Origin of the sequence: Flavobacterium aquidurense (assembly GCF_002217195.1) — a bacterium.
GTDB classification, from domain to species: domain Bacteria; phylum Bacteroidota; class Bacteroidia; order Flavobacteriales; family Flavobacteriaceae; genus Flavobacterium; species Flavobacterium frigidimaris.
Genome location: NZ_MUGR01000003.1, coordinates 1 through 25,543 on the forward strand (window position 1 = coordinate 1; position 25,543 = coordinate 25,543).

The 25,543-nt window shown below is 33.6% G+C and carries 20 protein-coding genes; 4 read left to right on the forward strand and 16 right to left on the reverse strand.

The genetic code is table 11. The features are described from left to right. Window positions 1-417 precede the first annotated feature (417 nt). Together B0A67_RS01915 and B0A67_RS01920 are read right to left on the reverse strand one after the other, a co-directional pair. Complete coding sequence (locus tag B0A67_RS01915; RefSeq protein WP_072963613.1) at window positions 418-831, reverse strand: response regulator; 414 nt, start codon at window positions 829-831, stop codon at window positions 418-420. A 5-nt stretch (window positions 832-836) separates the two neighbouring features. Continuing rightward, window positions 837-2,492, reverse strand: a complete 1,656-nt coding sequence (locus tag B0A67_RS01920; RefSeq protein ID WP_242670908.1) for a PAS domain-containing sensor histidine kinase — start codon at window positions 2,490-2,492, stop codon at window positions 837-839. Window positions 2,493-2,714: 222 nt separating this feature from the next. On the opposite strand from B0A67_RS01920, the gene typA reads away from it, so the two are divergent. Continuing rightward, window positions 2,715-4,511, forward strand: coding sequence for a translational GTPase TypA (gene typA / locus B0A67_RS01925; protein ID WP_072963620.1), 1,797 nt, complete (start codon window positions 2,715-2,717; stop codon window positions 4,509-4,511). 114 nt (window positions 4,512-4,625) lie between these two features. Here the strand turns inward: typA and B0A67_RS01930 are convergent, their stop codons facing one another. The 3 genes from B0A67_RS01930 to B0A67_RS01940 all read right to left on the reverse strand — a co-directional run bounded on the left by B0A67_RS01930 (window position 4,626) and on the right by B0A67_RS01940 (window position 8,742). Continuing rightward, window positions 4,626-6,917 (reverse strand): T9SS type B sorting domain-containing protein, encoded by a 2,292-nt coding sequence (locus B0A67_RS01930; protein ID WP_242670909.1) that lies wholly within the window; start codon window positions 6,915-6,917, stop codon window positions 4,626-4,628. Between the two features lie 72 nt (window positions 6,918-6,989). After that, window positions 6,990-7,826, reverse strand: a complete 837-nt coding sequence (locus B0A67_RS01935; RefSeq protein ID WP_072963626.1) for an ABC transporter permease — start codon at window positions 7,824-7,826, stop codon at window positions 6,990-6,992. A gap of 7 nt (window positions 7,827-7,833) precedes the next feature. Next, a complete protein-coding gene (locus B0A67_RS01940) occupies window positions 7,834-8,742 on the reverse strand; it encodes an ABC transporter ATP-binding protein (protein ID WP_072963629.1) in 909 nt (302 codons plus the stop codon). A 95-nt stretch (window positions 8,743-8,837) separates the two neighbouring features. Between B0A67_RS01940 and B0A67_RS01945 the strand changes: the two genes are divergently transcribed. Continuing rightward, window positions 8,838-9,890: a hypothetical protein gene (locus tag B0A67_RS01945; RefSeq protein WP_072963633.1), complete on the forward strand. Its 1,053-nt coding sequence runs from the start codon at window positions 8,838-8,840 to the stop codon at window positions 9,888-9,890. A 45-nt stretch (window positions 9,891-9,935) separates the two neighbouring features. Next, window positions 9,936-10,796 carry an SdiA-regulated/phytase-like domain-containing protein gene (locus B0A67_RS01950; RefSeq protein ID WP_072963636.1) on the forward strand — a complete coding sequence of 287 codons (861 nt, stop codon included), beginning with the start codon at window positions 9,936-9,938 and terminating at the stop codon, window positions 10,794-10,796. Between the two features lie 178 nt (window positions 10,797-10,974). Here the strand turns inward: B0A67_RS01950 and B0A67_RS01955 are convergent, their stop codons facing one another. Beyond that, window positions 10,975-14,709: a metallophosphoesterase gene (locus B0A67_RS01955; RefSeq protein WP_072963639.1), complete on the reverse strand. Its 3,735-nt coding sequence runs from the start codon at window positions 14,707-14,709 to the stop codon at window positions 10,975-10,977. A gap of 26 nt (window positions 14,710-14,735) precedes the next feature. On the opposite strand from B0A67_RS01955, the gene B0A67_RS01960 reads away from it, so the two are divergent. Beyond that, complete coding sequence (locus B0A67_RS01960; RefSeq protein WP_072963642.1) at window positions 14,736-15,917, forward strand: Pycsar system effector family protein; 1,182 nt, start codon at window positions 14,736-14,738, stop codon at window positions 15,915-15,917. Between the two features lie 17 nt (window positions 15,918-15,934). Here the strand turns inward: B0A67_RS01960 and B0A67_RS01965 are convergent, their stop codons facing one another. The 10 genes from B0A67_RS01965 to B0A67_RS02010 form a co-directional block, all read right to left on the reverse strand. Next, window positions 15,935-18,304 carry a GAF domain-containing protein gene (locus B0A67_RS01965; protein ID WP_072963645.1) on the reverse strand — a complete coding sequence of 790 codons (2,370 nt, stop codon included), beginning with the start codon at window positions 18,302-18,304 and terminating at the stop codon, window positions 15,935-15,937. Window positions 18,305-18,559: 255 nt separating this feature from the next. Beyond that, the gene (locus tag B0A67_RS01970; RefSeq protein WP_072963648.1) at window positions 18,560-19,618 is read right to left on the reverse strand and encodes a nucleoid-associated protein; all 1,059 of its coding nucleotides are present in this window, start codon (window positions 19,616-19,618) and stop codon (window positions 18,560-18,562) included. A 46-nt stretch (window positions 19,619-19,664) separates the two neighbouring features. Further along, a complete protein-coding gene (locus B0A67_RS01975) occupies window positions 19,665-20,024 on the reverse strand; it encodes a four helix bundle protein (RefSeq protein WP_072963651.1) in 360 nt (119 codons plus the stop codon). A gap of 119 nt (window positions 20,025-20,143) precedes the next feature. Further along, on the reverse strand, window positions 20,144-20,683 hold the full coding sequence (locus B0A67_RS01980; RefSeq protein ID WP_072963653.1) for an IS1096 element passenger TnpR family protein: 540 nt from the start codon (window positions 20,681-20,683) through the stop codon (window positions 20,144-20,146). A 274-nt stretch (window positions 20,684-20,957) separates the two neighbouring features. Then, window positions 20,958-21,557 carry an HPP family protein gene (locus B0A67_RS01985; RefSeq protein WP_072963655.1) on the reverse strand — a complete coding sequence of 200 codons (600 nt, stop codon included), beginning with the start codon at window positions 21,555-21,557 and terminating at the stop codon, window positions 20,958-20,960. A 3-nt stretch (window positions 21,558-21,560) separates the two neighbouring features. Beyond that, a complete protein-coding gene (locus B0A67_RS01990) occupies window positions 21,561-22,841 on the reverse strand; it encodes a chloride channel protein (protein WP_072963658.1) in 1,281 nt (426 codons plus the stop codon). Between the two features lie 339 nt (window positions 22,842-23,180). Next, complete coding sequence (gene gloA2, locus B0A67_RS01995) at window positions 23,181-23,570, reverse strand: SMU1112c/YaeR family gloxylase I-like metalloprotein (protein ID WP_072963661.1); 390 nt, start codon at window positions 23,568-23,570, stop codon at window positions 23,181-23,183. After that, window positions 23,571-24,146, reverse strand: a complete 576-nt coding sequence (locus tag B0A67_RS02000; RefSeq protein ID WP_072963665.1) for a sugar O-acetyltransferase — start codon at window positions 24,144-24,146, stop codon at window positions 23,571-23,573. A 38-nt stretch (window positions 24,147-24,184) separates the two neighbouring features. Beyond that, window positions 24,185-24,643, reverse strand: a complete 459-nt coding sequence (locus tag B0A67_RS02005) for a DinB family protein (RefSeq protein ID WP_072963668.1) — start codon at window positions 24,641-24,643, stop codon at window positions 24,185-24,187. 41 nt (window positions 24,644-24,684) lie between these two features. Next, window positions 24,685-25,446, reverse strand: coding sequence for a carbon-nitrogen hydrolase family protein (locus B0A67_RS02010; protein ID WP_072963671.1), 762 nt, complete (start codon window positions 25,444-25,446; stop codon window positions 24,685-24,687). Window positions 25,447-25,543: the final 97 nt, after the last annotated feature.

A 25,543-nucleotide genomic window follows, 5' to 3' on the forward strand; every position in this document is an offset into this window, starting at 1 on the left:
AAGTTTTGCACTTCATCCCAATTCTTGCTCATATGTTGGTAAGGTTTATTGTGCTTTGGGATTTTTTTTTAGGATCAGGTGTAAAGCTGGGAATTGGGTAAAATTTTACCGCAAAGTTTACTAAGATTACGAAAAGGTTCGCAAAGCTATAAATAAACTTGGCGAACCTTTGTGCTTTTAAGTTTGTGTTCTTTCGTGTAATTTTTTTATTTAGAGTTAACTCCTTTTTTTTTTTTTTTTTTTTTGTTTTGTTTGTAATGGTGGGTGTTTTTGGAATTTGATGGTTAGATTAGAATCTATAATTCTTTGTTTGAGAAAAAAATATGTACTGTTTTGTGTGTAGAATTGATAGTAAAAAATTGAATGTATTGCTGTTTATTGAAAGTTTGGGGACGAAAGAATTGTTATTGTAAAGGTTTAAATGCCTATTTTCTTTTTGAGGTATTCCAGCATTGGTAGAGTAACTGGTTTCGAAAGGAAATCTATAATAATGGGATATTTTTTTGCTTTGGCTAAATCGTCAGGGTCAATTGTAGAAGATAACACAATTACATTAGCGGTATTGAATTCTGCGTAAGCAGGAGAGGTAAAGTGGTCCAGAAATTCCCATCCGCCCATAACCGGCATATTCAGGTCTAGAAAAATCAATTCGGGTTTTTTGTTTGCTTTGTTTTTGATGTTGTTATATTTCAAAGTATTGAAATGCAACAATGCTTCTTCTCCATTTTGAGCAGTGATGATTTCTTTGGAGAAGGAAGATTTCGAAATTACTTTTTTGCATAACATTAACGTGATTGGGTCGTCGTCAATGCATAAAATTTGCTCGAGCATTTGTGTTAATTTTTGAATGTTATTGTAAATGTTGTGCCTTTATTAACTTCGCTTTCGATGGTAATTGTTCCTCCCATGGTCTCTACCTGCGATTTTACAAGGTACAAACCTAAGCCTTTGCTGTCCGGATAATTGTGGAATCGTTGATAAAGGCCAAAAACTTTGTCGCGATTTCTTTCCAGGTCAATTCCAATTCCGTTATCCTTAAAAGTTAAGATTGCTTTGTGGTCTATTTGTTCAGCGGTTATTGATATTTTTAATTTCCTGTTTTCTGATTTGTATTTTAAGGAGTTGGTCAGTAAATTAAGTAAGATACTTTCTATATAAGCTTTGTTTGTGTTGAGCAGTGGAACTTTTTCGAAATTTAATTTAATTATTGGCTTGTGCAATTCTATTTGAAAAGATAATTGGCTAAAAACATTTTCGAAAACTTCTTTTAAGGAGACTTCTTCTTTTTGCATCGAAGGGTTGTCTTTGATAATAATAACTTTTACCAGATCATTTATGGTTTCGTTTAGTAAATGGGTTGATTTAGTAAATCCGGCAAGAATTTCCTGAAGTTCGGGATCTTCAACCGGAATATCTTCTATTAAATTCAATAATCCTATTAAATTCGATAACGGGGCTCTCAGGTTGTGTGATGTGATATATGAAAATTGTTTTAAGTCTTTGTTGTTTTGTGTTAGTTCGCGAATAAGATGTTCTTTTTCTGTCTCTAATTTTTTCTCATCTGTTATGTCTCTTTGAATAGAGATCCAGTGCGAAATTGATCCTTCATTATTGAAAATCGGTATCATTGAAAAGCGCACCCAATACTCTTCTTTCTTCTTGGTATAGCTAATAGTTTCTATTAAGCACTCTTCTTTGTTTTTTATGGCTCTTAATAGTTTTTTTAATTCTTCTGAGTCTGATTTTGGCCCTTTGAAAATATTGGGGGATTTGCCAATTATTTCATGGGAGAGATATCCGGACATGTGAGAAAAAGCAGGGTTTACATAGACTATTCGGGGGATTTTGCGGTCTATTGAATTTGCCTCCGTAATCAGAATAGAATCTTTCGATTGTGTAATCACGGTTTCTAGAAGTTTTAATCGTTGTTCTTCTTCTTTTTGTTTGGTAATATCCTGAATTGCTCCAATCATTCTGATGGCTCTTCCGTTTTCGTCTTTTAATAAAAACCCCCGGTCAAGTACATATTTATAGCTTCCGTCAGCGCATCTAAAGCGATATTGATCTTGCCATTTTTCGGTTTTTTGTTCTATAAAGGAATATAATTTAATAGACATTCTGATGCTGTCTTCAGGATGTATTTTGTCAAACCACCATTTTGATGTATTTCCTACATCGGCAGGATTGTATCCAAAAACACTTTCGATTCCTTTATTCCAGTTAATGCTGTCTTCCTGAATTTTCCAGTCCCAAATCGTATCGCTTGTCGCTTTTGCAACAATGTCATATTTTTCGTTCGATTCTTTAATCTCTTCGTTGGTCTTTTTTAATTTTTCAAAAATAGAGATATTTCTTTTCTCATTTTTTGATAGTATGTATTTGAAAATAAGTCCTGTAATGAGTATAAAAAGGATGTCTTTGATGAAGAACAAATAGAAATATTCTATCTTAGAAAAGTAGGAAGTAAGTATTTTATGGCAAACTACTGCCATAATTAGCGATATGATAACGTAAACTAGAGTAATTTGGAGAGTTTTACTTTTCATTACTCAAATATAGTTAAATTAACTATAATTAAACAATAAGAGAAGTTCATTTAGGAGGTTAAATTTACGTTGTTTTAACGAACTAATTACTTGTCTATACGCAAACTATCGCAGAAACGTTTTTTATATCAAAAAAAAGCGTACCTTTGCACCCATTAAAAATCTCAGATGGAATCTATTAGAAATATTGCAATTATTGCCCACGTCGATCACGGTAAAACCACTTTGGTTGATAAAATTATGTATCACTGTCAGTTATTTCGTGACAACGAAAACACAGGTGATTTAATTCTTGATAATAACGATTTAGAGCGTGAGAGAGGTATTACTATTACTTCAAAAAACGTATCAGTTCAATATAAAGGAACAAAAATCAATATTATTGATACTCCTGGTCACGCCGATTTTGGAGGAGAAGTAGAACGTGTATTAAACATGGCCGATGGTGTATGTTTGCTAGTTGATGCTTTTGAAGGTCCAATGCCACAAACGCGTTTTGTATTGCAAAAAGCGATTGACCTTGGTTTGAAACCTTGCGTAGTTATCAATAAAGTTGATAAAGAAAACTGTACTCCTGAAGAAGTTCATGAGAAAGTTTTTGACTTAATGTTTGAATTAGGTGCTTCAGAAGAGCAATTAGATTTCCCAACTGTTTATGGTTCTGCTAAAAACAACTGGATGTCTGATGATTTCAGAAACCAAACTGAAAACATTGAGCCTTTATTAGATATGGTAATCAAAAATGTACCAGCTCCTAAAGTATCAGAAGGTACTCCTCAAATGTTGATTACATCTTTAGATTTCTCTGCATTTACAGGTCGTATTGCTATTGGTCGTCTTGAAAGAGGTGTATTGACAGAAGGTATGCCGGTTTCTTTGGTAAAAAGAGATGGTAAAGTTATAAAATCACGTATTAAAGAATTACATACTTTTGAAGGTTTAGGCCGTAAAAAAGTAACTGAAGTAATTGCTGGAGATATTTGTGCTATTATTGGAGTTGAAGGTTTTGAAATTGGTGATACAATTGCTGATATTGAAAATCCTGAAGCTTTACAAACTATCGCAATTGATGAGCCAACAATGAGTATGTTGTTTACAATTAACGATTCGCCTTTCTTTGGTAAAGAAGGTAAATTTGTAACATCTCGTCATATTAGAGAAAGACTGACAAAAGAATTAGAGAAAAACTTAGCGATGAAGTTAGGTGAAACTGATTCTGCTGATAAATTCATGGTTTTTGGTCGTGGAGTACTTCACTTATCTGTTCTTATTGAAACAATGAGAAGAGAAGGTTATGAATTACAAATTGGACAGCCACAAGTTATTATCAAAGAAATTGATGGTAAAAAATGTGAGCCAATTGAGGAATTAACTATCGATTTACCGGAAAATCTTTCAGGTAGAGCTGTAGAGTTTGTTTCTTTCCGTAAAGGAGAAATGTTGAGTATGGAAACTAAAGGGGAACGTATGATCATTAAATTTAATATTCCATCACGTGGAATTATTGGATTACGTAACCAATTACTTACTGCGACAGCTGGTGAAGCTATTATGGCACACCGTTTTATTGGATATGAACCTTACAAAGGAGAAATTTCAGGACGTAACAAAGGTTCATTGATTTCTATGGAAAAAGGAAAAGCTATTCCTTATTCTATAGATAAATTACAAGATCGTGGTAAGTTTTTTGTTGAACCAAATGCTGAAATCTACGAAGGTCAGGTAATTGGAGAAAACTCTCGTGCTGATGATATGTGTGTAAACGTTACTAAAGAGAAAAAACAATCAAACGTTCGTTCTTCTGGAAATGATGAAAAAGCAAGAATCATCCCGCCAATTATTTTCTCTCTTGAAGAAGCTTTAGAGTACATTCAAAAAGATGAATATGTAGAGGTTACACCAAAATCTATTCGTTTGAGAAAAATCTATTTGACAGAAACTGATAGAAAAAGATTTAAATTCTAAACGATTTAATTTCAATATAAAAATCCCAAATTCCAATTAAGGAGTTTGGGATTTTTTTTGATCTTTTTCCAGATATTGGAATTTGTTATTTAATATTTGGAATTTTTTTACAGACTATCTTTTTAAACTAAAATGCCCTTTTACAATTTTACCATCAACAAATTCTAAAGTAAACCAGTAATCGTCTGCGGGTAATTGCTGACCGTTGAAGAGACCATTCCAGCCATCACTATTCTGATTCATTTCTTTTAGGAATTTACCATAACGATCAAAAATGTAGATTTTATATTTAGGCATCTGAGCTATATTTGTAATAAGCCATAAATCATTGTAGCCATCTGCGTTGGGAGTAAAAAATCGAGGATAGTCTATGACATAAGTAATTAGTGAATTCGATAATCCGCAGCCATTTTTATCTCTGGCAATAGCGGTGTAAGTTCCCGGTCTTACATTAGTAAACAACGGATCATCCTGAAAAACAGTTCCGTCTAATGAAAACTCATAATTGCCGTTTCCGGTATATTTAATCAAAACAGAGTTGTCAACTCCTGAAAAATCTTTGACAACAGTTTCTGCTATAAAAGCTGGTTCAGATAAGGTAACTTTAAATTTCTTTGTTTTTTCGCAACCGTTTACATCTGTCACAACTACAGAATAATCACCGGCTGAATTTACTGTGATAAGATTATCAGTACTTCCTGTGCTCCATAGATAACTGCTAAAACCTGAAGCCACAGTTAGTGTTATATCATCTCCTTTGCATAAATGTAGTGATTCATCCTCAAAATTTGGAGGGTCAAAAGTGTTTACAACAAGAGTAATTGGGGTGATGTCAAAACAATCAGCTCCGTTTGTAGCTTTAGCATAAATAGTTTGGATAAAAGCAATGCTGTTTTTAAAGATATTTGGCAGTTCATTCGTGTCATTTAATGCATCAGCACTATTTAAATAATAATTAAAAACTAATCCTGCGGGTAAACCTGTCGAAATTTGTGGCGTAACTTCGGAACTAAGATCAAATTGATAAAAACCATCTTGATTGTCGTCTCCGTCGCAGGTAGCAATTGGATTTTGATCCGGAATTGCTGATGTAGAGACTTGTAATTTTACTTCGGCAATTTTATAACAGCTGTATTGGTTTTCAATCCTGGCAAAAACAATCTGATCGGCAACTTTATTCGTATAGTTTTCAGGTGTTACGATTGGATTTGTTTTGATCTGGGCATCGGCTAAGGATTCATAATATCCTTTGTTTAGATTCTCTGCCACATTGTTTTTGACGATGTTATCAACCTTTGTTAAGTTAAAGACTGTAATGCCGTCTGTATCATCATCACATTGTAATAAGCTTGTATTGGTTGATAGTATTTCAGGTGCATATTCAATTTTAATCTGACCTGTAGTTACACAATCTGTACCGCTTAGGGTAGCTTCGACTTTATAGGTTCCTGTAGATTTAACATCGTAAGTTGGGTTTGCTTCTGACGGAATTTGAACAAAATTGTTCGAAGCATCTGTTTTAAACCATTTAAAGGTATAGGTGTTATCCAGTTTTGTGTCCAGAGTTATATTTTCTCCAAAACACGCAGGATTGTTGTTTGCAGTAGTTCTGTCTTCCCCAAAACTTATTGTAGAAAGAAAACTTCCGGCTTCTATAAAAACAGCAGAGTTAAATTCTCCGGTTTCATCATCTGCAATTACCAATTTCAGATGATAGGTTTTGTTTGCGACTACTGCTGCGTGAGCATTCATTACGACAGTTTGTCCTGCATAATTTATTGGACTAGCCACAGTATTATAACCATTAAACAAATTTTCGTTGATAGGGTCACAGCCATTAAAAGTTTGCCCGTTAATAGTAACGGGATCAATTTTTGTATGAACTGTAGTCGAGGAAACTGGAATTGTTGTATTGGGTAAAACAGCCAGATTTGTGTACTCATCTGTAGTTCCGGCTTCTTTTATTAAGAAAGCAAATCCGTCTGAATATTGACACGGATAATAGGTTTGATACTCATTCGAGGCAAAAATATAATTGAAGCTGATAGAATTCGTCAAAGCTACAAAGTCAAATTCTAAAACAGTTGCTTGTGCACTTTTCGTATTATTTAATGCTTTATTTAAATCAGCATCACCTTGCCAATTATGATTGGTAGATCCCTTAGAATTGGCTTGTATATAAGGACCAGCTGCATTTTTGCTTGGTGATGTACTTAAAACAATACCACCTGAAAAAGGAAAATTACTGTTTGTCGAAGTAAATTGAGCATAACTCTGTCCGGTATTGGCCGGATTACCAGATGCAGTAACAGTTCCAATATTTATACAGGAACTGTTTATCAATATGTTTTTTATTAATTCTTCCGGTGTTATTGCTGCATTAACAGTAATATTCTGCGCCTTCATCTTTACAGAGGAACAGCACAAAAAGAAAACAAGTAAAAAGACTTTATAATAATTCATAGCATAGCAAATATACTATAAATCTCTATTTTTTAATAGTTTGTAAGAAAAGTAAATAAATAAAAATGTCCAGACCAAAACGATTAAAATTGTAAGGGGATGTACAGCATAATCTTTAGTGTTTTCTACGCCCATTTGCGTTCCGATACTTCTTATAACTGATAATCTTGAAATAGGTTCGACAATTAAATCCGACATCGCTTCTAAAGGAAGAAACTTTGTAATGTAATAGCCTGTATTGCTGTCCGGGAAAACTTTAAACACCAAAAGCCCTTTTAATATCCACTCAATAAAGCTCCATACCAATAAAAATCCTAGTGCAAAAGCAGATCGTTTTACTAGAATACCTAAAAATAAACAGAAAGAAAAGAAGCCTAATAATTTTACGAAAAAGGCAAGTAAATATTGTAAATCACTAAAAACAATTCCAAATTCAGTGTAAGATGAAAAAGAATATCCAAGGATTAAAGTCATAAAAAAGACAAAAATAGTAGAGGCTAAAGCAAAGAGCACAACAGTTAAGAATTTCGATAAAATAAATTCCTTTTTGCTTAAACCATCAATTAGATTTTGTTTTAAAGTGCCGTAGCTGTATTCATTTGCCATCATGGATACGATAACAATTGCCAGAAAAAATTTGAGTACAGCGGCAAAATAAGTATTAAAATGCCATATAAAAGGGAAATTAAAAATTCCTATTTCGGATGGATCGATATGAATTGGTCCTAAATCAAACTTTATTGAAGCAATCAATGCAATAAAAGAAAGTAAAACGAAATAGGTTAAAGTAAGGATACGGCTGGCTTTGTTTTTCCAGATTTTTTGTAATTCTATAGAGAGAAGTCTGTTCATGGCTTAGTTAGTTTTTGGTAATGGCATTTTTGGTTAATTCTAAAAATTGAGCTTCTAAACTGTTTTTGCGTTTTACTAAATGACTCAACGCAATATTCTTAGAAAATAAAAACTGATTGAGTTCAGAAGCTGATAAATCTGATTTTAGGTAAACCAAAATTTTGCCGTCTTCTTCTGCAATTCGGTCTATTGCATCATGAGTTGTCAGAATGTTTTTTAATGCAGTAGTATCATCCGCCATAATTTCAAAAAAACCTTCGTTTGCAGACATGGCGTCTACTGAACCGGAATAAAGAATCTCGCCTTTTCTTAAAACAATAACATGCGAGCAAACTTTTTCGACTTCGTCTAATAAATGTGAAGCCAGTAAAATTGTAGTTCCCTGTGAAGCAATTTTTTTAATAATATCACGGATCTGATGAATTCCCTGCGGATCTAAACCATTCGTAGGTTCATCTAAAATCAAAATTTCAGGATCGTTCAAAAGTGCAGATGCAATCGCCAGACGTTGCTTCATTCCGAGAGAGAAAGTGCTGAATTTGCTGTCTTTTCTTTCTGTTAAACCTACTAAATCCAGCTTTTCGTTGATTTTAGAATAATCGATGTTTTTTATTTTACACACCAGTTTCAGGTTTTCTTCAGCCGTCATATAAGGGTAAAAGTTAGGTCTTTCGATAATAGCACCTACTTTTTTTAAAGCTTCGTGTGTCTGAACTTTTCCTCCAAACCAACTGTAATTTCCTGATGTACGGTTGACGACATTTAATACAATGCCCAAAGTAGTCGACTTTCCACTTCCGTTAGGGCCCAAAATGCCATAAACGCGGCCTTTTTGTATTTCGAAAGAAACATTTTTTAAGGCCTGAATACGCCCGTATCTTTTATGAAGATTCTCGATAGTTAGTATGGTTTCCAAATTTATTTCGGTTTTAGTTTTTAGTATGACGATTCAGTCCCTATATTGTTACGCTAAATTTTATTTAATGTAAATTTGTAATAAAGATATTCAAAATGAGTGAACCTTTAATGGTTTTAAAAAAGCCATCTTATCCTTTAATACCATCACTTTTAAGTTATTTAGAAAGATACGAGCGTATTTCGAAAGTATCTGTGTTCTATGATGATTTATTGCGATTTTCAGGTTCTGTAAATGTATACGATAAAAATGAAACGGATACTTTATGGATCAGGGTTTATTACAATGAATTTGAAAGAAGCGAAATTGACTTAAATCTTAAAAAAATCTATTCGCTTTTGCATTCAGATGGAAATAGCGAGATTATTCAGTTTCTTAATGTTGATGCGATTGACTATTGTACTTTTGGAAATTCAAAACCTTTCAGAATAAAGGTTCGAAATATTCTCAATGATAATTACGTTCATTTTTATATCAAAAAAGCAGATGCTTCGAGAATCTACGGACTGGAATTAGAAGATATTCTTTCTCCGGATAAAATTAACTTTTTAGTATACAAAGACACTCTGATCGAGGAACATATTATTGGGATTCCGGGTGATGTTTTTATGGATACTTTGTTGCATAACTGCAGTGAAACGGAGAAATCTCAGATAGCAAAAGAATTTGTAAAGTTTAATGAACGTTGTATGATCAGGCTTTTGGGTGACATGAGAGCGTACAATTATGTGATTGTCCCGATTCACGATTTTGATCAGGTAGTGTATAAAATTCGTCCAATTGATTTTGATCAGCAATGTTACGAAGGGAATTTTAAGGTATATCGTCCTCAGTTTTTTAAAGAGAATTATCCGATGATAAAATTGATTAAGGAGAAATTAGAAGACCGGTCGATTATTCAGTATAAAGATGAAGAAAGAGCAATTCTGGCCAAGCGTATTCATTCTGCCGAAAACAGGATCAAAAAATTGTTGAATATAATGTGCCACGATACTATTTCGACAGAAGAACATCTGAATCAACTAAAAATGGAATTGTACCGTTATACCAATGATATGAAATTTAAAAATGCGAAATCAATGGGACATATTATGTTTGCAGCGTTTGAATTTATAACACGTAATTTTAAAAATACTAACTTAATCTAGTTTTTTGCTGCCTGATCAGGGGCGAATTAATTAAAATATAATTTTATGAAAAAGTTTTTTTTACTTGGAGCTTCTATTGCTTTATTAGCTTGTCAGCAACAATCAAATACGGATTTTAAGACCCTTTATTCACTTCCGAAAAAATTAAAAGAAGTTTCAGGAATTACGTATTTCCCAGAGACAAATTTGATTTATACATTAGAAGACAGTGGAAATAAAAATGCGATCTATGCTATAAATTCAGAAGGGAAATTAACCAAAACAATTACCGTTACAAATGCCACAAATGTAGATTGGGAAGATATTACAAAAGATAAAAGCGGGAATGTTTATATTGGTGATTTTGGAAACAACGATAATGAGCGTAAAGATTTGTGTATTTATAAAGTAAATAAAGACCAGCTAAATAAAGATATGGCTGTGGCCGAATATAAAGTTTCATTTTCTTATCCGGAACAAACGGAATTTCCTCCAAAGAAAAAAGCCATGTTTTTTGATGTTGAAGGTTTTTTTGAGCATGGAAATTATTTTTATCTTTTTACTAAAAACCGAAGTAAAGATTTTGACGGAACGGCTTATATCTATAAAATATTAAATGCTCCCGGAACTCAAAAAGCCACGAAGATTGGAGAATTTAAAACCTGTAATAATTATAATCATTGTGTTTTAACCGGAGCAACAATTAGCCCTGACGGAAAAAAAGTGGTTGTATTAAGTCATGATAAAATTGTTTTATTCGCAGGTTACAAAGATGATTTATTCCATAAAGGCACTCAAACCGAAATAAAACTAAATCACTATTCGCAAAAAGAAGCTGTCGTTTTTAAAGACAACAATACCTTACTGATCGCCGATGAAAAAACAAAAAAAGTAGGAGGAAACGTTTACGAATTTAAACTGAAGTAGGTTAAGTCATTGAGTCGCTAAGTTTCTAAGGTACTAAGATTTAAAAAATTTGCCACAAGCCCAAATAAAAAAACAGCCACGAATTCACGAATTTTCATTGCAAATAATTCGTGAATTCGTGGCTGTTTTTTTTGCCATTTAGAATCTTAGCTAGAGCCTTAGAATCTTAGTGCCTTTTCTAAAAACTATATGCTGCTCCAAAAATTACCCTTCCTTCTTCTTCAGGAGATTTAAAATAAGAAATTCGGGCTGTTATAACATTGATGGCATTGATCCAAAGTCCGCCGCCATAATCCTGATGCCATTTTCTTGAACTTTCGCCATCAAGCCATATTCTTCCATAATCAAAACCGCCCAGGATTCCGTAAGTCAAAGGAGCAATTGTTTTTTGTATTTTACCAATACTCAGTCTTAAATCTGTACTTTGAGAAAAATAAGAACTTCCTAAAAAGCGTTCGTTTCTATAACCGCGCAAATCAGTATCTCCGCCTAAAGTTGCCCCTTGATAAAACTCATAATTATTATTCAAAATAGCTTTTCCTTTTACAATAGTAGCCAATACTAATTTTCCGTTGTGATCGATTTTATGCGTAAAACCTAGGTAACTTTCGATAGTTGGAAAATTTTGTTTAGAATCACTTAAATTCGTCATCCAGGCGGCCGAAACCATAAACGCCATTCCTAAAGTAGGTTTTGCCGCAAAGTCAGCATTTTTAAACGAATATTTAATTTTTGCACCGCCATATACCTGACTGTCAAAAACGTTAGGGTTTATGATATTTGGCGTATCAATAAACCTGTCTTTAGTTTCTTCGACCCTCATTTGCTGCAACATGGGCTGAAAGCTAAATTCGCTCCCATATCTGCCTACATGTCTGATCGCTCCCAAAACATTGAACCTCTGAATACGAACACGGTTATAATCCATTCCAAATTCATCAGTTTTGTTTTCAGTTTCATTTCCATATCCAAAATAATTTATGGCAAAATTTGGAGTAGTATATTGCGATTCCACATCAATCACCCATTTACCCAATAATCCGGGAAAATGTGCAGCATAATTAAATTCGAGACCTCCCGTTGCAAAATAGTAGAAAGCGTTTAAAACGTGTCTTTGTGTATAAGGGTTCTGTTTGAAATTATTAACCGTATAATTTAAATTCACGCCCATTTTTACACCATCATCCGGATTATAGCCAATGTTTGGAAGCCCGGATATCACGTTGTATTTTGGTTTTTCGTAATTATAAAGATTCACATCATAATCATCTGTCAATTCTGTTTTAGCCTTAGCATCTAAATTGTAAGTATTTTGTTTTGATTTAAAGTCGTAAACAATAACTCTTTTTCCGTTTGTTATGTTGTAAGTATCATTGTTTTGACCGCCAATCAAACGAATTTTTATTTTAGATTTTGGATCTCCTGTAACCTCAAAAACATCATTGTCATCTAAACCATAAATCCATAGATTCTTAGTTTTGGCATCTGTTACTTTTTTAGTGTACTGTAATTCTTCTCCATCTTTTTTAATGCGATATACCTTAATTTCGATACTTTTATTGGCATCATGATTAATTACGAATTTGTCTTTTTTATCTGTTCCGGCAATCATAACCGTATGACTTAAAACATCAAAGTATTCTGAAGCATATTTTTGAAGTTCTTTTTTTCTGTTTTTCAATTTATGCTTGATATCTTCAATCGTAGCATCCTGGACTTCTTTTGGCAAACTTTTAAAAGCATTGTCAATATCGTTGTCTGACAAGTTTTCCTGAATGTATTTTGCCTGAGCAATCCAGTCTTTTTCTTCCGCTGTTTTTAAGAAAGCCAAATCCATTGGATAAGGTTCTCTGTTCAGCCATTTTACATTGTCAATTTTGTTCTTAAAAGTACGCATATGACGAAGTGCAGGGATATTCATTAATAAAGAAAGCAAAGTTCCGTCATATTTTGCAAACGCCTGATCACGATCGCGCGGAATGGGTTTGTAGATCACTTTACCATCTTTTTTATATTCTCCCCAACGCCATTGATCATCATGCCTGTCCCAGTCGCCAATAAGCATATCAAATAGACGTGCTTTTATGTATTCATTTTCATCAACAGAATATTTTTCGTCCTTGTGCAGGTTTTTCATCATATCATCTGTACTGATAATATCCGTTGGATTTCCGAAGTTTTTGCCGTCGAGATGATTGTCTGCTGGTCTTTCTTCTACCATATATAATCCGTCTCCAAAATTCGAATTAAATTCTTTTAAGGCATTTTGTTTCGGGATATAATATAAAACAGGGTTAGTGTGTGCAAGTTTTATTTTATCCGCCATATTGCCAATTGCAAATGGAGCATAAGGATGAGAAGTAGTGTAGAAGTCCAGTAAAAAGTTCTCAGCATAAGTATCTTCAAAATCATTTACAATGTATTGATCTTTAAAAGCGACTGCCTGCAAAAATTGTGTTGCACTTTTTTTCATCGCACGCATTACATATTCGCGTCCTTTAGGATCAGACATTCTTAAAGAAATAGACTGATGTCCTCCGCCTTCACGAATAGGCTTCAATCCCCCCATTAATGTGTCTACTGTTGCCACTTTAGCTTCAATGGGCAAGCTGTAATATTTTCTGTAATGATTTCCGAATAAGAATTTATGAACCCAGCTTTTTTGGGTCATTTTTTTAGAATAGATTGAAGTTGTTATGGTGGGAGGAAATTTATTTGGAATATCAGATGCCCAGTTAATTTCTTTTGCCTTTATGATTTCATGTTCAAAAAGAAGTTTTTCCTTATTGTTTTCATTTCCATAGAAAGAAACTTTTGCATCTCCGCTTTTAAATAATGTCAGGGTAGCATAACCATTTCCTCCATAAGAGAATTCAGTTGGATTTATCGCTCGTGCAGCTTCAGATTTTGATCCTGCGCCGCTGATAATCTGTTTAATATTTTCTTTATTAACATATTGCAGATTGTGATCGTGTCCCGAAACAACAATTACATTTTTCTGTTTCTGTAAAAGCGTTTTAATTCTTTTGGCATAAATAGTATATTGCTTGTTCTGAATATCCTGTGGACTTACACCGGATGTTTTTCTCAATAAATTGATAAAAGAACCGATTATTGGTAACGGGATTTTTTGTTCTAACGGAAACAATTGTTTTTCTAATGAGAACTGTCCGCCATGAGTTCCGTTGCTCATCAAAGGATGATGTATGGCCAGAACAACTGTTTTCTCCTGATTTTTATTTAAAAGACTTTCTAATTCATCAAAAAAATCTTCTCTGGTTTTTATGTCGCAATTGTCATTAATTGTGGGATGATTGTCCCAGTCTTCAAGGAACCATTCGCTGTCAACCGTGATTAAAGTAACAGTACTGTCGATTTTGACATCTTCGATCGCGCAGCTTTTTCTTGGTAAGAATGATTTTTTATCATTTAGATATTTCGTCACAAAATCAGCCTGAAGTTCCAGGCCTTTAATACCGTTGTACCAATCGTGATTTCCGGGAATAACAACTGTTTTTCCTCGATAACCTTGCGTTAATTTCAATTGATTCGTAAGTTTTGTTTCTGCCAGAGTTTTCTCTGAAGCATCGTTGTTCGCAGGAAAACCTTTAGGATATATGTTATCTCCTAAAAATAGCAAGGTCGATTTTTTACTCGCTTTTTTTAGTTTTTTATGTAGTAATTCCAGTGTTTGCTGTGCTTGTAACTCATCTGCATTTCCTGCATCTCCAACTAAATAAAAAGTATGTACAATTTTTATGGTATCAGTTGCGTTTTCCGTTTCGTTGGCACTCACATTTTTTCCATATTGTGCTTTATGCGTCGCACAGGAATATACAAGTAACAATACAAGTATTGCTAAACAACAGGTTTTAATTTTAGTAATAAAATGATTATCCAAAAACAATTTCATAATTTAGTGGTGTAAAAATATTCTCTATGAATTTAATAGAACAATCCGAAGATTTCGTTAGTAATTTACTCAAAGATAAACTTTCTAATTTATATTCTTATCATAATTTTAACCATACTTTAACGGTAGTAAATGCGGTAAAAGAGCTCTGTAAAAAAGAAGATGTTAAAGGAAATGAGAAAGAAATGCTATTGGTTGCGGCATGGTTTCATGATACTGGTTATGTTGAAGGCTATGAAAAACATGAAGAGGAAAGTGTGAGAATTGCTACAGCTTTTTTGAAAGAAAAAGAACAATCTGATGAATTTATTGCAACTGTTTCCAGCCTGATTATGGCTACCGTAAAAGAGTATGTCCCTAAGACACATCTGGAGAAAATAATCAAAGATGCTGATTTTGCACATCTTATGGGGTCTGAATATGCAACGACTTGTGAATTATTGCGTATTGAATTAAAGAATACATGGAACCTGGATTTCTCTAACTCGGAATGGGCGAAAGAAAATTTGAATTTCCTGATGAATAAACATCGTTTTTATACTGATTATGCTCTTAGAAAATGGCAGCCTCTAAAGGAGAGAAACTTACTTCTTGTGCAGCAAAAAATTGAAAAACAACAAAAGAAAGAAGCAGATAAAATCGAAGCAGAAAATAAAAAGAAAGATAAAATCGAAAAACCGGATCGTGGCGTAGATACATTATTCCGTGTTACACTTGGAAACCATACGCGCTTAAGCGGAATTGCGGATAGTAAAGCAAATATTTTATTGTCTGTAAATGCAATTATTATTTCGATCGCACTATCCTCTATTATTCCAAAATTAGACAGTCCTAAAAACGCGCATTTAGTGATTCCAACTTTTATAATGTTGATATCGAGTGTTGTTACGATAATTTTTGCCATTCTTTCTACACGGCCAAAAGTAACGACAGGAGTTTTTACCCGGGAAGATATCGAAGCTAAAAAAATAAACTTACTGTTTTTTGGGAATTTTTATAAAATGCCTTTAGAAGAGTACGACTGGGTAATGAACGAAATGATGAAAGACCGTGATTATTTATACTCGACTATGATCAAGGATTTATATTATCTGGGATTGGTCTTGCAGCGCAAATACAATTTATTGCGTATTGCTTACAATTTTTTCATGATTGGAATCATTGTTACCGTTATCGCTTTTGTAATCGCTTTTAAGACAATTCAATAGATAAGCTTAACTTGAAATTAGTTAAGCTCATCTAATAAGTCCTGATATGTAATTTTTTGTTTTACGGCATTCGTATTGCTGTTGATCACTTTTACGCGAATGGCTCTTAAACCTGAAACACCCTGAAGATCTTCGACCTCAAATTGTTCGATTGATGGTTCAAGTATTTTTTTGTGCTGCAGGTATTTGATGTATTTCAAATATTCAGCTTCTTCGCTGTTTTGAGAATATACAATCGTAATTTTTTCTTTCTCTGTAATACGTTCTTTCGTGCCTTTAATATTCGATTTGTCGATGCGTTTTTTCACCACTTCATATCTTGCATTGTAAGTTCCGTCAACATCAAAACGTTTTTCATCCATTCTAAAACGGATAGAAAGCGGCGCACTAAATACCAAAATCAGCGAAGTAACATCTAATTCATAAGGTAATGATTCTTTGAGCTGGTGATGTTCCAGTTCCATTTCGCATAATGTCTGCAATTGCCATAAACGCAAGTTGTGCAAATACATAATGTCAAAAGGTTTGGATGGAGCAATCGATGCACCAATATATAAATTATGCTCAACGCCATCCGTTTTAAAACGCTCGTAATAGTGCGGATAAATTTGCTGCGCTTCGATTTGTTTTTTGTCTAAAATAGTTGCCAGTCTTTTATTGATAATCGACATTGCATTATCAAATTTCTTTCTTTCCTGATAAAACAATCCGCTTTTTTCGTCCAGACTCTCTAAATACTGACGCTCTAGTTTTTGACTTTTTTCAGTTTCTTTTGTGTTTTTTAATAAAGGATGAATTTCTTCTTCAATATAACGCTGGATATATTGTTCTGTATCTGCCTTTAGCGGAGAATCTAATTCATTACGAAACGATTCTAATTCGAATTTTCTTTGTTCCAGCAATACCAGATTTGTATTAGGGTCCTGAGATTCAAAAATTTTCAATAATGCCGTTAATTGGTTTTTAAGATCTTTTTTAACTGTTTCATTTCTGTGTTCAGAAGAACCTTTAATATCAATCTGTCCGTATAAAGGATATACATTTTTAAAAACAATTTCTTTAAAAATATAATCTTTGGTATGGTTTGTATTCTGAAAATAATTTTGTGATTCCCGTTTGAATTTCCAATACACACTTGGGTGAATTGTAGTGTATTCACGCTGAATAATCGCTTCAATCTGATGTTGCATATCAGTATTGTAACGATCAATAGTATCTGTTAAATAGGGTAGGACCAACTCGAGCTTAGTAGCATTGACACTATTTAAATCTTTTTCTTTTCGGGAAACCAGTTCTACAACACCTAGTAAATGTCCGTCCTTTATAATAGGGGCAAAAACACAACTCTGAATACCTTGTTTTAATAAATGCTCGCCAAGTTTTTTATTTTCAGATTGTTCTATGAATTTTTTTACACTCGAAATTACCAGCGGCTCTTTGTTGTCTAACAGATTTTCAAAAGAACAGCCAAAGAAAGCATTCTTGCAATCTACTTCCTGATCTTTAGAAAGTAGAAAACTTTGTAGTTGATTGTCATACTTTACAGGTCTTATGAATTTTTCTTCTTCCGGATTGTAGACAATAAAACCCACTTTTAAATCTGAAATTTTAAAAATTGACTTAAAGATGCCCGATACAATTTCGTCGATTGCAACAGTTTTTGAATCGGGTTTCAATAAATTGCTTTTCAAATTAGAAATTGCACTTTCTGTAGTAGCATCAAATAAAGAAACAATTCCGAAACCTTTTAAAATCCAGCTTCTTACCGGGAATTTTGATTTCCAGAGTTCAATATCATTATAATTGTCAATTAATAAATCAATGTCTTCCTGAGTTAATTGTACTGAATTTTCTGTTGGAATGATTTCCATAAAATCAGCATTATATAAAATACGATAATGCTTAATTATACCATTTTCGTCTGGAATATCGTAGAAAAAAGGCTTGTTGAAATCTATTTTTTGATGGTAATAAGTCGCTAAAATCAAACAGCAGTTATTGATATAAAACTGGTGATCGTCGAAATCACGAATTTCCATATCAAATTCAGATCCTGCGTTGCTCAATATATTTTTGAAACGTTCTGTATAATTAAAAGATAAATTCTGAAAAGGAATGGTAACTGCTTTTATTTCGTTGTGAGTTAAAGCGGTAGGAAATAAATCGGCTAAAAGGTTTTTGATTAAAGCTTCATTTTTTGGAATAATCGAAAAATCCTCAATACCTGTTCTTAGTTCAGGCAGAGGTTTTATTTCTTTTAAAATAGCTTTTGCATAGTTTGATCGGTAATCAACATCTGACTGGGCAATTTCTTCAAAAGACTCTATTAATTTATGAAAGGAGATTATCGTTTTGAAGGGACTATCGTTGTGTAAAAGAGTATCCATCTAAGTTGTGATTTAAAATACAAAATTAAGCAAATATTAAGAATGTACGGTAATTTATTATTTCTTTCGCTTATAGTTGTATAGGTTTTAATGGCTGAAAATCAGTGTTTTTAGAGCGGATTATTATTTTAACTAAATATTAACGCCGGCAAATAACAAAAGGGGGTCTTTTGGGGAATGTAAAATAAAAAAACGGCAATTACAGATGTAGTTGCCGTTTTTTGTTTTAAGTAAGTAATAGAAAATGAATGACTCTTAGCTTTTTTCTTCTTTATTGAAGTAAACTAAGTAGTAATACATTTGTTTTTCTTCATCCCAGCCTTTTTCAACAAATTTCTCGGCGCTTTCCGGGTTGATAAAATCCATTTTAATCTGAATATGAGTATCCAGGTTAATCACGTTTTTTATCGATTTTCTGGCATCAGAAACTGCTGCGTTGGCAATAGGGAATGAGGTTACATCTTCGATGCTGTATTTTTCTCCTTTATCAACTTTATAGTTTTTGAATTCAGGAATTAAGTCAGGATTGTCTAATACTTCGTTTAGGAAGTTTTGTTCTTCAAACTGATCATTTTTAGCGAAATAATTCACAGATCTGTTCATGAACATTACTTCTTCTTTTTTGTCTTCTGCCGGCAAAACAACATCTTTTGCAAAGTTTTGACAGAATTTCAGGTATTTTTTAGTGATGAAGTTTTCATCTTCAAAAGCATCAACAGATAAAAAGTGCTCTAACCAGTAACGCGCATCATAACGGTTGCTGTCTACAGTCAGGATTTTGTATCCTTCATCTTTTTTGTAATTGAAAATCAAACATCCTTTATCTAACTTGCTAAGGTTGATACCTTGCTGTAAGATCATTTCAAGGTTACTGTTTTTTTCTTCAAACTGTAAAAAGTCTGCTTGTAACTCACTTTTAAAAATCCCGATAGCATCAACAACATTATTGTCGATACTTAAATTTGTCAAATATGTTACATAAACCTCCCCGTTTTTGATGTGCGGGTGATTTGACTGCTCGAATAAATGTGTGGTGATTCTTTTTGAAACCTCCTGTAAATTATTCGGATTATCAAAAATCTCAGATGCATATTTAAACATGTCGTTGTAATCCAAATCGACTTCGTGCGCAAACTGATAATAGTTTTCTTCTTTTTCTCTAAAAGGCTTAAAAAAGTACTCTTTTATCAAAGGCACAATTTCATCATTTAAGTTAAAAGGCTGTTCCGATAAAAAAATCGCTTCGTTTCTGCTTTTGTTTCCTACGCGGTGTATCGCAAGCGTCTCGATGTGGGTGTTGAATAAGTTGATCATGTTTCTATTTAGGTTCAGAGTGGCAAAGGTTCAAAGGAACAAAGGCTTAGTTTCGACCTTTTATCTTTCGAATAAAGGCACTTAACATGCGCTCTATTTCTCTGCTTTCTCCATTTATTTTATTAAATTGATTCTCGCTTAAATATTTTAAATTGAATGAGATTTCAAGTTGGGTTTGTATCTCGAATAATGATGACATTGAAATGTTTAAAAATCTCAAATAATCATTATTTCCGTCTCTGCCGTAACCTTCCGCAATATTGCTGGGTATTGATACTGAACTTCTTCGGATTTGTGAAGATAGTCCATAAATTTCTTCTTTTGGAAATGATTTTGTTAATTGGTAAATTTTAGTTACTAAGTTCATGGATTTTTGCCAGATTAAAAGGTCTCTAAAAGTATTCATAGTTTGTATTTAAAAAAATTAAACACAAAAAAAATAAGAATATCCTTTCATTTTTAAATCAAAGATTTAAAAAGAAAAACCTATGAACCTTTGTAACTCTGAGCCTTTGAACCTTTCCTTTAATTCCAATTCTCTTCAAACCCAAAATCTTCAAAGCTGTCGTCGCCTTCGAACATGTCAAGATCGTCTTCGTCAAGATCATCTTCGAATTCTCCGTAGATATCGTCGTGCATATCTGCTTCAAAGCTTTTTTCGATGGCTTCATCAGGCATTTCTCCGTGAGAGAACAGCGTTTCAGGATAAGGAACTCCTGCAATCTGATCTTCGATAGCAGCCAATTCAACTAAGAATGTCCACATATTGATGAAGTCATATACGTAGATAATTTTAGTGTTTTGTTCATCTAACAGATCCGATAATTTATAATCGCTCATGGTTCTTTGTTCTCCTGGAACATCGCCGGTATCAAAAAGTGCAATTTCATCTTCCTGATTCCAAGTTTCATCGCAGGTATAAAACGAAGCTACTTCCATTCCGTCAAAACCAAAAGCATTGAAGATCGCATTGTGTAAATCCTCAAGAGTATCGTCTTCAAGAATTGCAATGTCTCTAAAAATATCTTCTTCGGCGTCTAGAATTACTCTAAATTTATAAACCATAATCTTTGTTTTTATTGAGAGGTCAAAGGTAAAATATAAAAAACGAAATACGAATTGTGAATTACGATTTGTTGAAAAGATTTTTATTTGTCAGGCTGAGCGGAGTCGAAGCCCGTTACAATTGGCAAGCCTTCGACTCCGCTCAGGGTGACAGTTGATGTTTTTTAGTTTCTATTGTCAGGCTGAGCGGAGTCGAAGCCCGCTACAATTGGCAAGCCTTCTCGCGATAGTTATGGGGACCGCTTAGGGTGACATTCGTATTACAAAAGAAAAATTACCTCCCCGCCAATCGTTTTCTAATCTTATGATAGTGTTTATGATAAGTACTATGACTTGGATAACTTCTGCTGGACGTCATGTTGTTAAAAACGAGTGCCGTTAGAAACAAGATCATTACACCAACCAGAACCGGTGAAAAAACATACATATATCCTAAACCTTTTATTTGAGCAGAACCGGTAACAGCAATAAGGGCTGTTGCACCTCCAGGCGGATGTAAGGTTTTTGTAATTTGCATAAAAATAATCGAAAGCGAAACTGCCAAAGGAGCAGACAGCCAAACAATGTCAGGTACCAATTTATTTACGGTAACGCCAATAAATGCGGATATCAGATGACCTCCAATTAGATTTCGCGGCTGCGAAAACGGGCTTTGAATAATTCCGTAGATCAGAACACTTGAAGCACCAAAAGATCCAATTAAATAAACGGCATCACTACCTGCAAAGTGAGTGAATTCTAGATAAGACAAAATTCCGATACCTACAAACGATCCTAAAAACGACCAAAAATGTTCTTTATAATCGACTAAGGTTTCTTTGTAAAGTATGTAACGGGTTTTACGATAGCCTCTTTTTATTTTTTGAACTGGCATTTTTTATTTTATTAAAATAGGAGAATAAGAGTAAACGGTAAAAGGATAAATCAGTTTTGCGGTATATTTTGAAATCAGACACACAACCATAATAGGCAGAAACAAAGTGTAGTCATTTGTTAATCCGCAAACTAAAAATATTGCTGTAAATGGCGCATGAATGCTGGCACTTAAAACAGCGGCCATACCAATAATCATAAAATTCACCGGAATTACCTGTACGTGAAAAAACGTGTTTAAAACCGAAGCCAGTAATAATCCTAAAAAAGCCCCAATAAAAAGACTTGGAGCAAAAACTCCTCCATCACCGCCGGACGCCAATGTTATAGAGGTTACGATTGGTTTTAGAAGTAAAACTCCAATAAAAGTAAAAGCCAGAGTAAGCGTTAACGGAATTTGTGCCGAGTTACTGAAAATGCCTTTTATAGCATGGTAACCTTCACCATATAATTGTGGAAAAATAAATAAAGAAACACTTAACACAACTGATCCAATTAAGATTTTATAATAATGAGTATCGATTTTGCCAAACTGAGATTTAAAAAATAAGACACAACGTGTGAGGTAAACCGAATTTATTCCGGCTAGAATTCCCAAAAGAACAAAATACGGAATCGCTTTCAGATGCCAGGTTGTGATCGAAACAGCAAACAAAGGTTCTTCTTTTATAATAGAAAGTAATCCAAAAGCAACTGAAACCGCAATAATATTAGAAATTACAAAAACACGGGTTACTTTTCTGGAAATCACTTCAAGAGCGAATAAAATTCCTGCAATTGGACTGCTGAATAATGCCGTAACACCAGCTGCAACTCCGGCACAGATCAATTCGGTTTTGTATTTACGAAATACATTTTCTTTTTGCTGTGCAACAGATCCAATTGTAGCAGTGGCAACTACGGTCGAAACCTCGATTCCGGTTGAGCCTCCAAAAGCAACAGTCAATAATCCGTTTATAAAGTGAGAAGGGATTTTGTATGAAGGTAGATTTTTTGAATTGGATTGTGTGCTTTCAAAAACCTCTTTAATTCCTTTGTTTTCTTTTTTCTTAAATAGATATTGTCTCAGGAAGTAAATAACAGACAATCCGAAAACTGGGAAAATGATATAAAAAATAGGGTTTACCGAGACTTCATGAAAGAAGATTTCTTCGTAATATTCCGTGATTTTTTTTAGTGATATTCCTAAAAAGGCCGATAAAAAGCCAATTAAAACAGAAACAATAATTAATTTTTGAAGGACAATAAATTGATGATTTTTTTTGATTCTAGCCGTTTTGTTCATCAGAAGTGATTTTTGTAGTCGCAGTATTTTATGCGGATCACAAAATTAAGTATCAAATTCGGTTTTTTATAGAAAAAACGCAATATAATGTGTTAAAAGCGATAAAAACAAGAAAATTCTTTCGAGGAGAAGAGATTGCCACAAAGGCACTAAGGCACAAAGTTTTTTCTCATTTTAGGTCATGTCGACGAAGGAGAAATCACATTAGAAACTCGGCAAAGATTGGCAATTTTGTTTGCGGAGTTACGATTGTGATTCTTCGTTCCTCAGAATGAAAAATAATACGTTTTATCATCTTAATCTTAAAAAAAACTTTGCGTCTTCGTGGCAAGAAATTACTTATCTCTCATAAAACTCAATTGGTAACAAATCAGGATCAGCAATAAAAGTAAATCGCTTTTCGGTTGTTTCGTCAATTCTGATGGGTTCTGATTCGATATTTTTGGTATCTAAAAATGCAATCGTTTCTTCTAAATTTATTACTTCAAAAGCCAAATGACGCAATCCAACAGCTTCAGGTCTTGAAGGGCGTTGTGGCGGATTTGGAAATGAAAACAACTCAACGATATACGTACCATTCAAAGCCAGATCGAGTTTGTACGATTGGCGTTCTTCTCTATAAATTTCCCGGATAATAGTCAGACCTAAAACTTCGGTGTAAAAAGTTTTTGATTTTTGATAATCAGAGCATAAGATGGCAATATGGTGAACTTTATTTAAGGTAAGCATTTATTTATTTGATTCAGGTTCCTGATTTAATTTTCGAATTACTTTTGCCGGATTTCCAACGGCTAGTGAATTGTCCGGAATGTCTTTTGTAACAACTGATCCTGCGCCAATAACACATCCTTTGCCAATAGTTACTCCTGGACAAATAACAGAATTTCCGCCAATCCAGCAATCATCACCAATCGAAATGGGCAATGCATTTTCGAGTGTTTTTCTTAATTCGGCGTCAAGCGGATGCGTGGCGGTATAAATTTGTACATTGGGTGCAAAAAAAACATTTGATCCAATATTTACCGGAGCACAATCCAGGACAACACAGTTTACATTAAAATAAACGTTGTCGCCACAAAAAATATTGTAACCGTAATCGCAATGAAAAGGAGGTTCGATGTAAAAACTTTTCCCTGTATTTGGGATTAATTCTTCTAAAATCAGTTTTGCTTTTTTCGTTACCCTATATTCAGTTACGTTTAATCGATGTAATAAGTTTTTAGCTTTTCGGCGTTCTTTTACTAAAACAGGATCTCCTGCAAGGTAATATTCTCCCGAAATCATTTTTTCTTTTTCAGTACTCATAATTATATTTTATATTTCTTTCTTCGCTTTTCTATGCCTTAAAGTAACTTCTTCAGAATAACAATTTGTCCTAAATGATAAACATCATGTTGAATGATTCCGTGAATATGTTCGTAATAAGTATGACCATTATGCGGATATATTTTTTCGAAATCGCGATCATCGAAATCTTCAAAAAAGGCATCCCATAATTCTTGTGATTTTCCAAGACTTTGCAGCGATTGTTCCCAAGAGGCTTCGGATGGATCCAAAATAGGAACAAAATAATTATGATCAGGAGTAGTAACGGTTTCTCCCTGCATACGTTTTAAAATATTTCTTCTCCATTGTATCAAATGATTGACAATTTCCCAAATTGTATTTAAATTAGGATTTATTTTCCTGTAAGCTTGTTCTGCGGTTACATTTTCTAACGTACGTGCCAAAGTAACCTCCAGCCAGGGATTTCCATTATAAATGGACTGATATAAATTTGAAACTCTTTTGCTTTCTGACATAGCTAATATGAATTATTGGTGTTAAAAAAATATAATTCCGGTTATCTCTGATGCTCAAACATGTTTGATTGTGTCGGGATCATCTGTTTTGTAATCTCTTCAGTTACGGTATTAAAAACTATTATGCCTTCATTTTTGTTGTCAAGTTGTCCTGCAAGTTGTCCCTCTTTTGTCCAGACGGAACTAAAACCAACACTTACAAAATTATCACATTCTCCAATACAATTTGCCATCAACACTGGTATAGCATATTTTTCAGCAACTTCAGGATAGTGTTTGAAACCTTTTTCTACTCCGTTTTGTGATTTGGCTACGCTGGCAAGATATATTTCGCCACCTAATTTACTCGCTTTTTCGGCATGTTGGGTTTGCAGGCTTTCGTAGCAAATTGCCGGAATGATTTTTTGATTTTCAACCTCAATGATGAGTTGTTTGTTTCCATTTTCAAAATAAGGCAACTCGTCTTCATGAAGTTGTTGTTTTGAGTAAGAAAGTCTTTCCTGATCTGGTCGAAATACAATCATACTTATTTGTATTCCATTTTCTGTTTTAGTAGGAACACCAACTCCAATAGTAATATTTTTTAAGGTACTAATTTCCTGAAGTTGGTCAAATCGATTGTCATTTTGGTGAGTTGCAAGATCTTTTGCCAGCTCAGGTTCATAACCTGTTAAAGAAAGTTCAGGAAAAAAAATAGCATTTGAGTTTAGTGAAACTGCAATTTCTATACATTTAATGTGCTTTTCTATGTTGGCTGAAATAGCTCCTTTAAAAGGTTTTATCTGTGCAATTGCTATGTTCATTTATTGTTTTTATTAAATGTGACGAACTGAAAGCTAAGATACAAATAAGTATTTTACAACTCATCCATGAAATTCCACAATTGGGTTATTTAATATT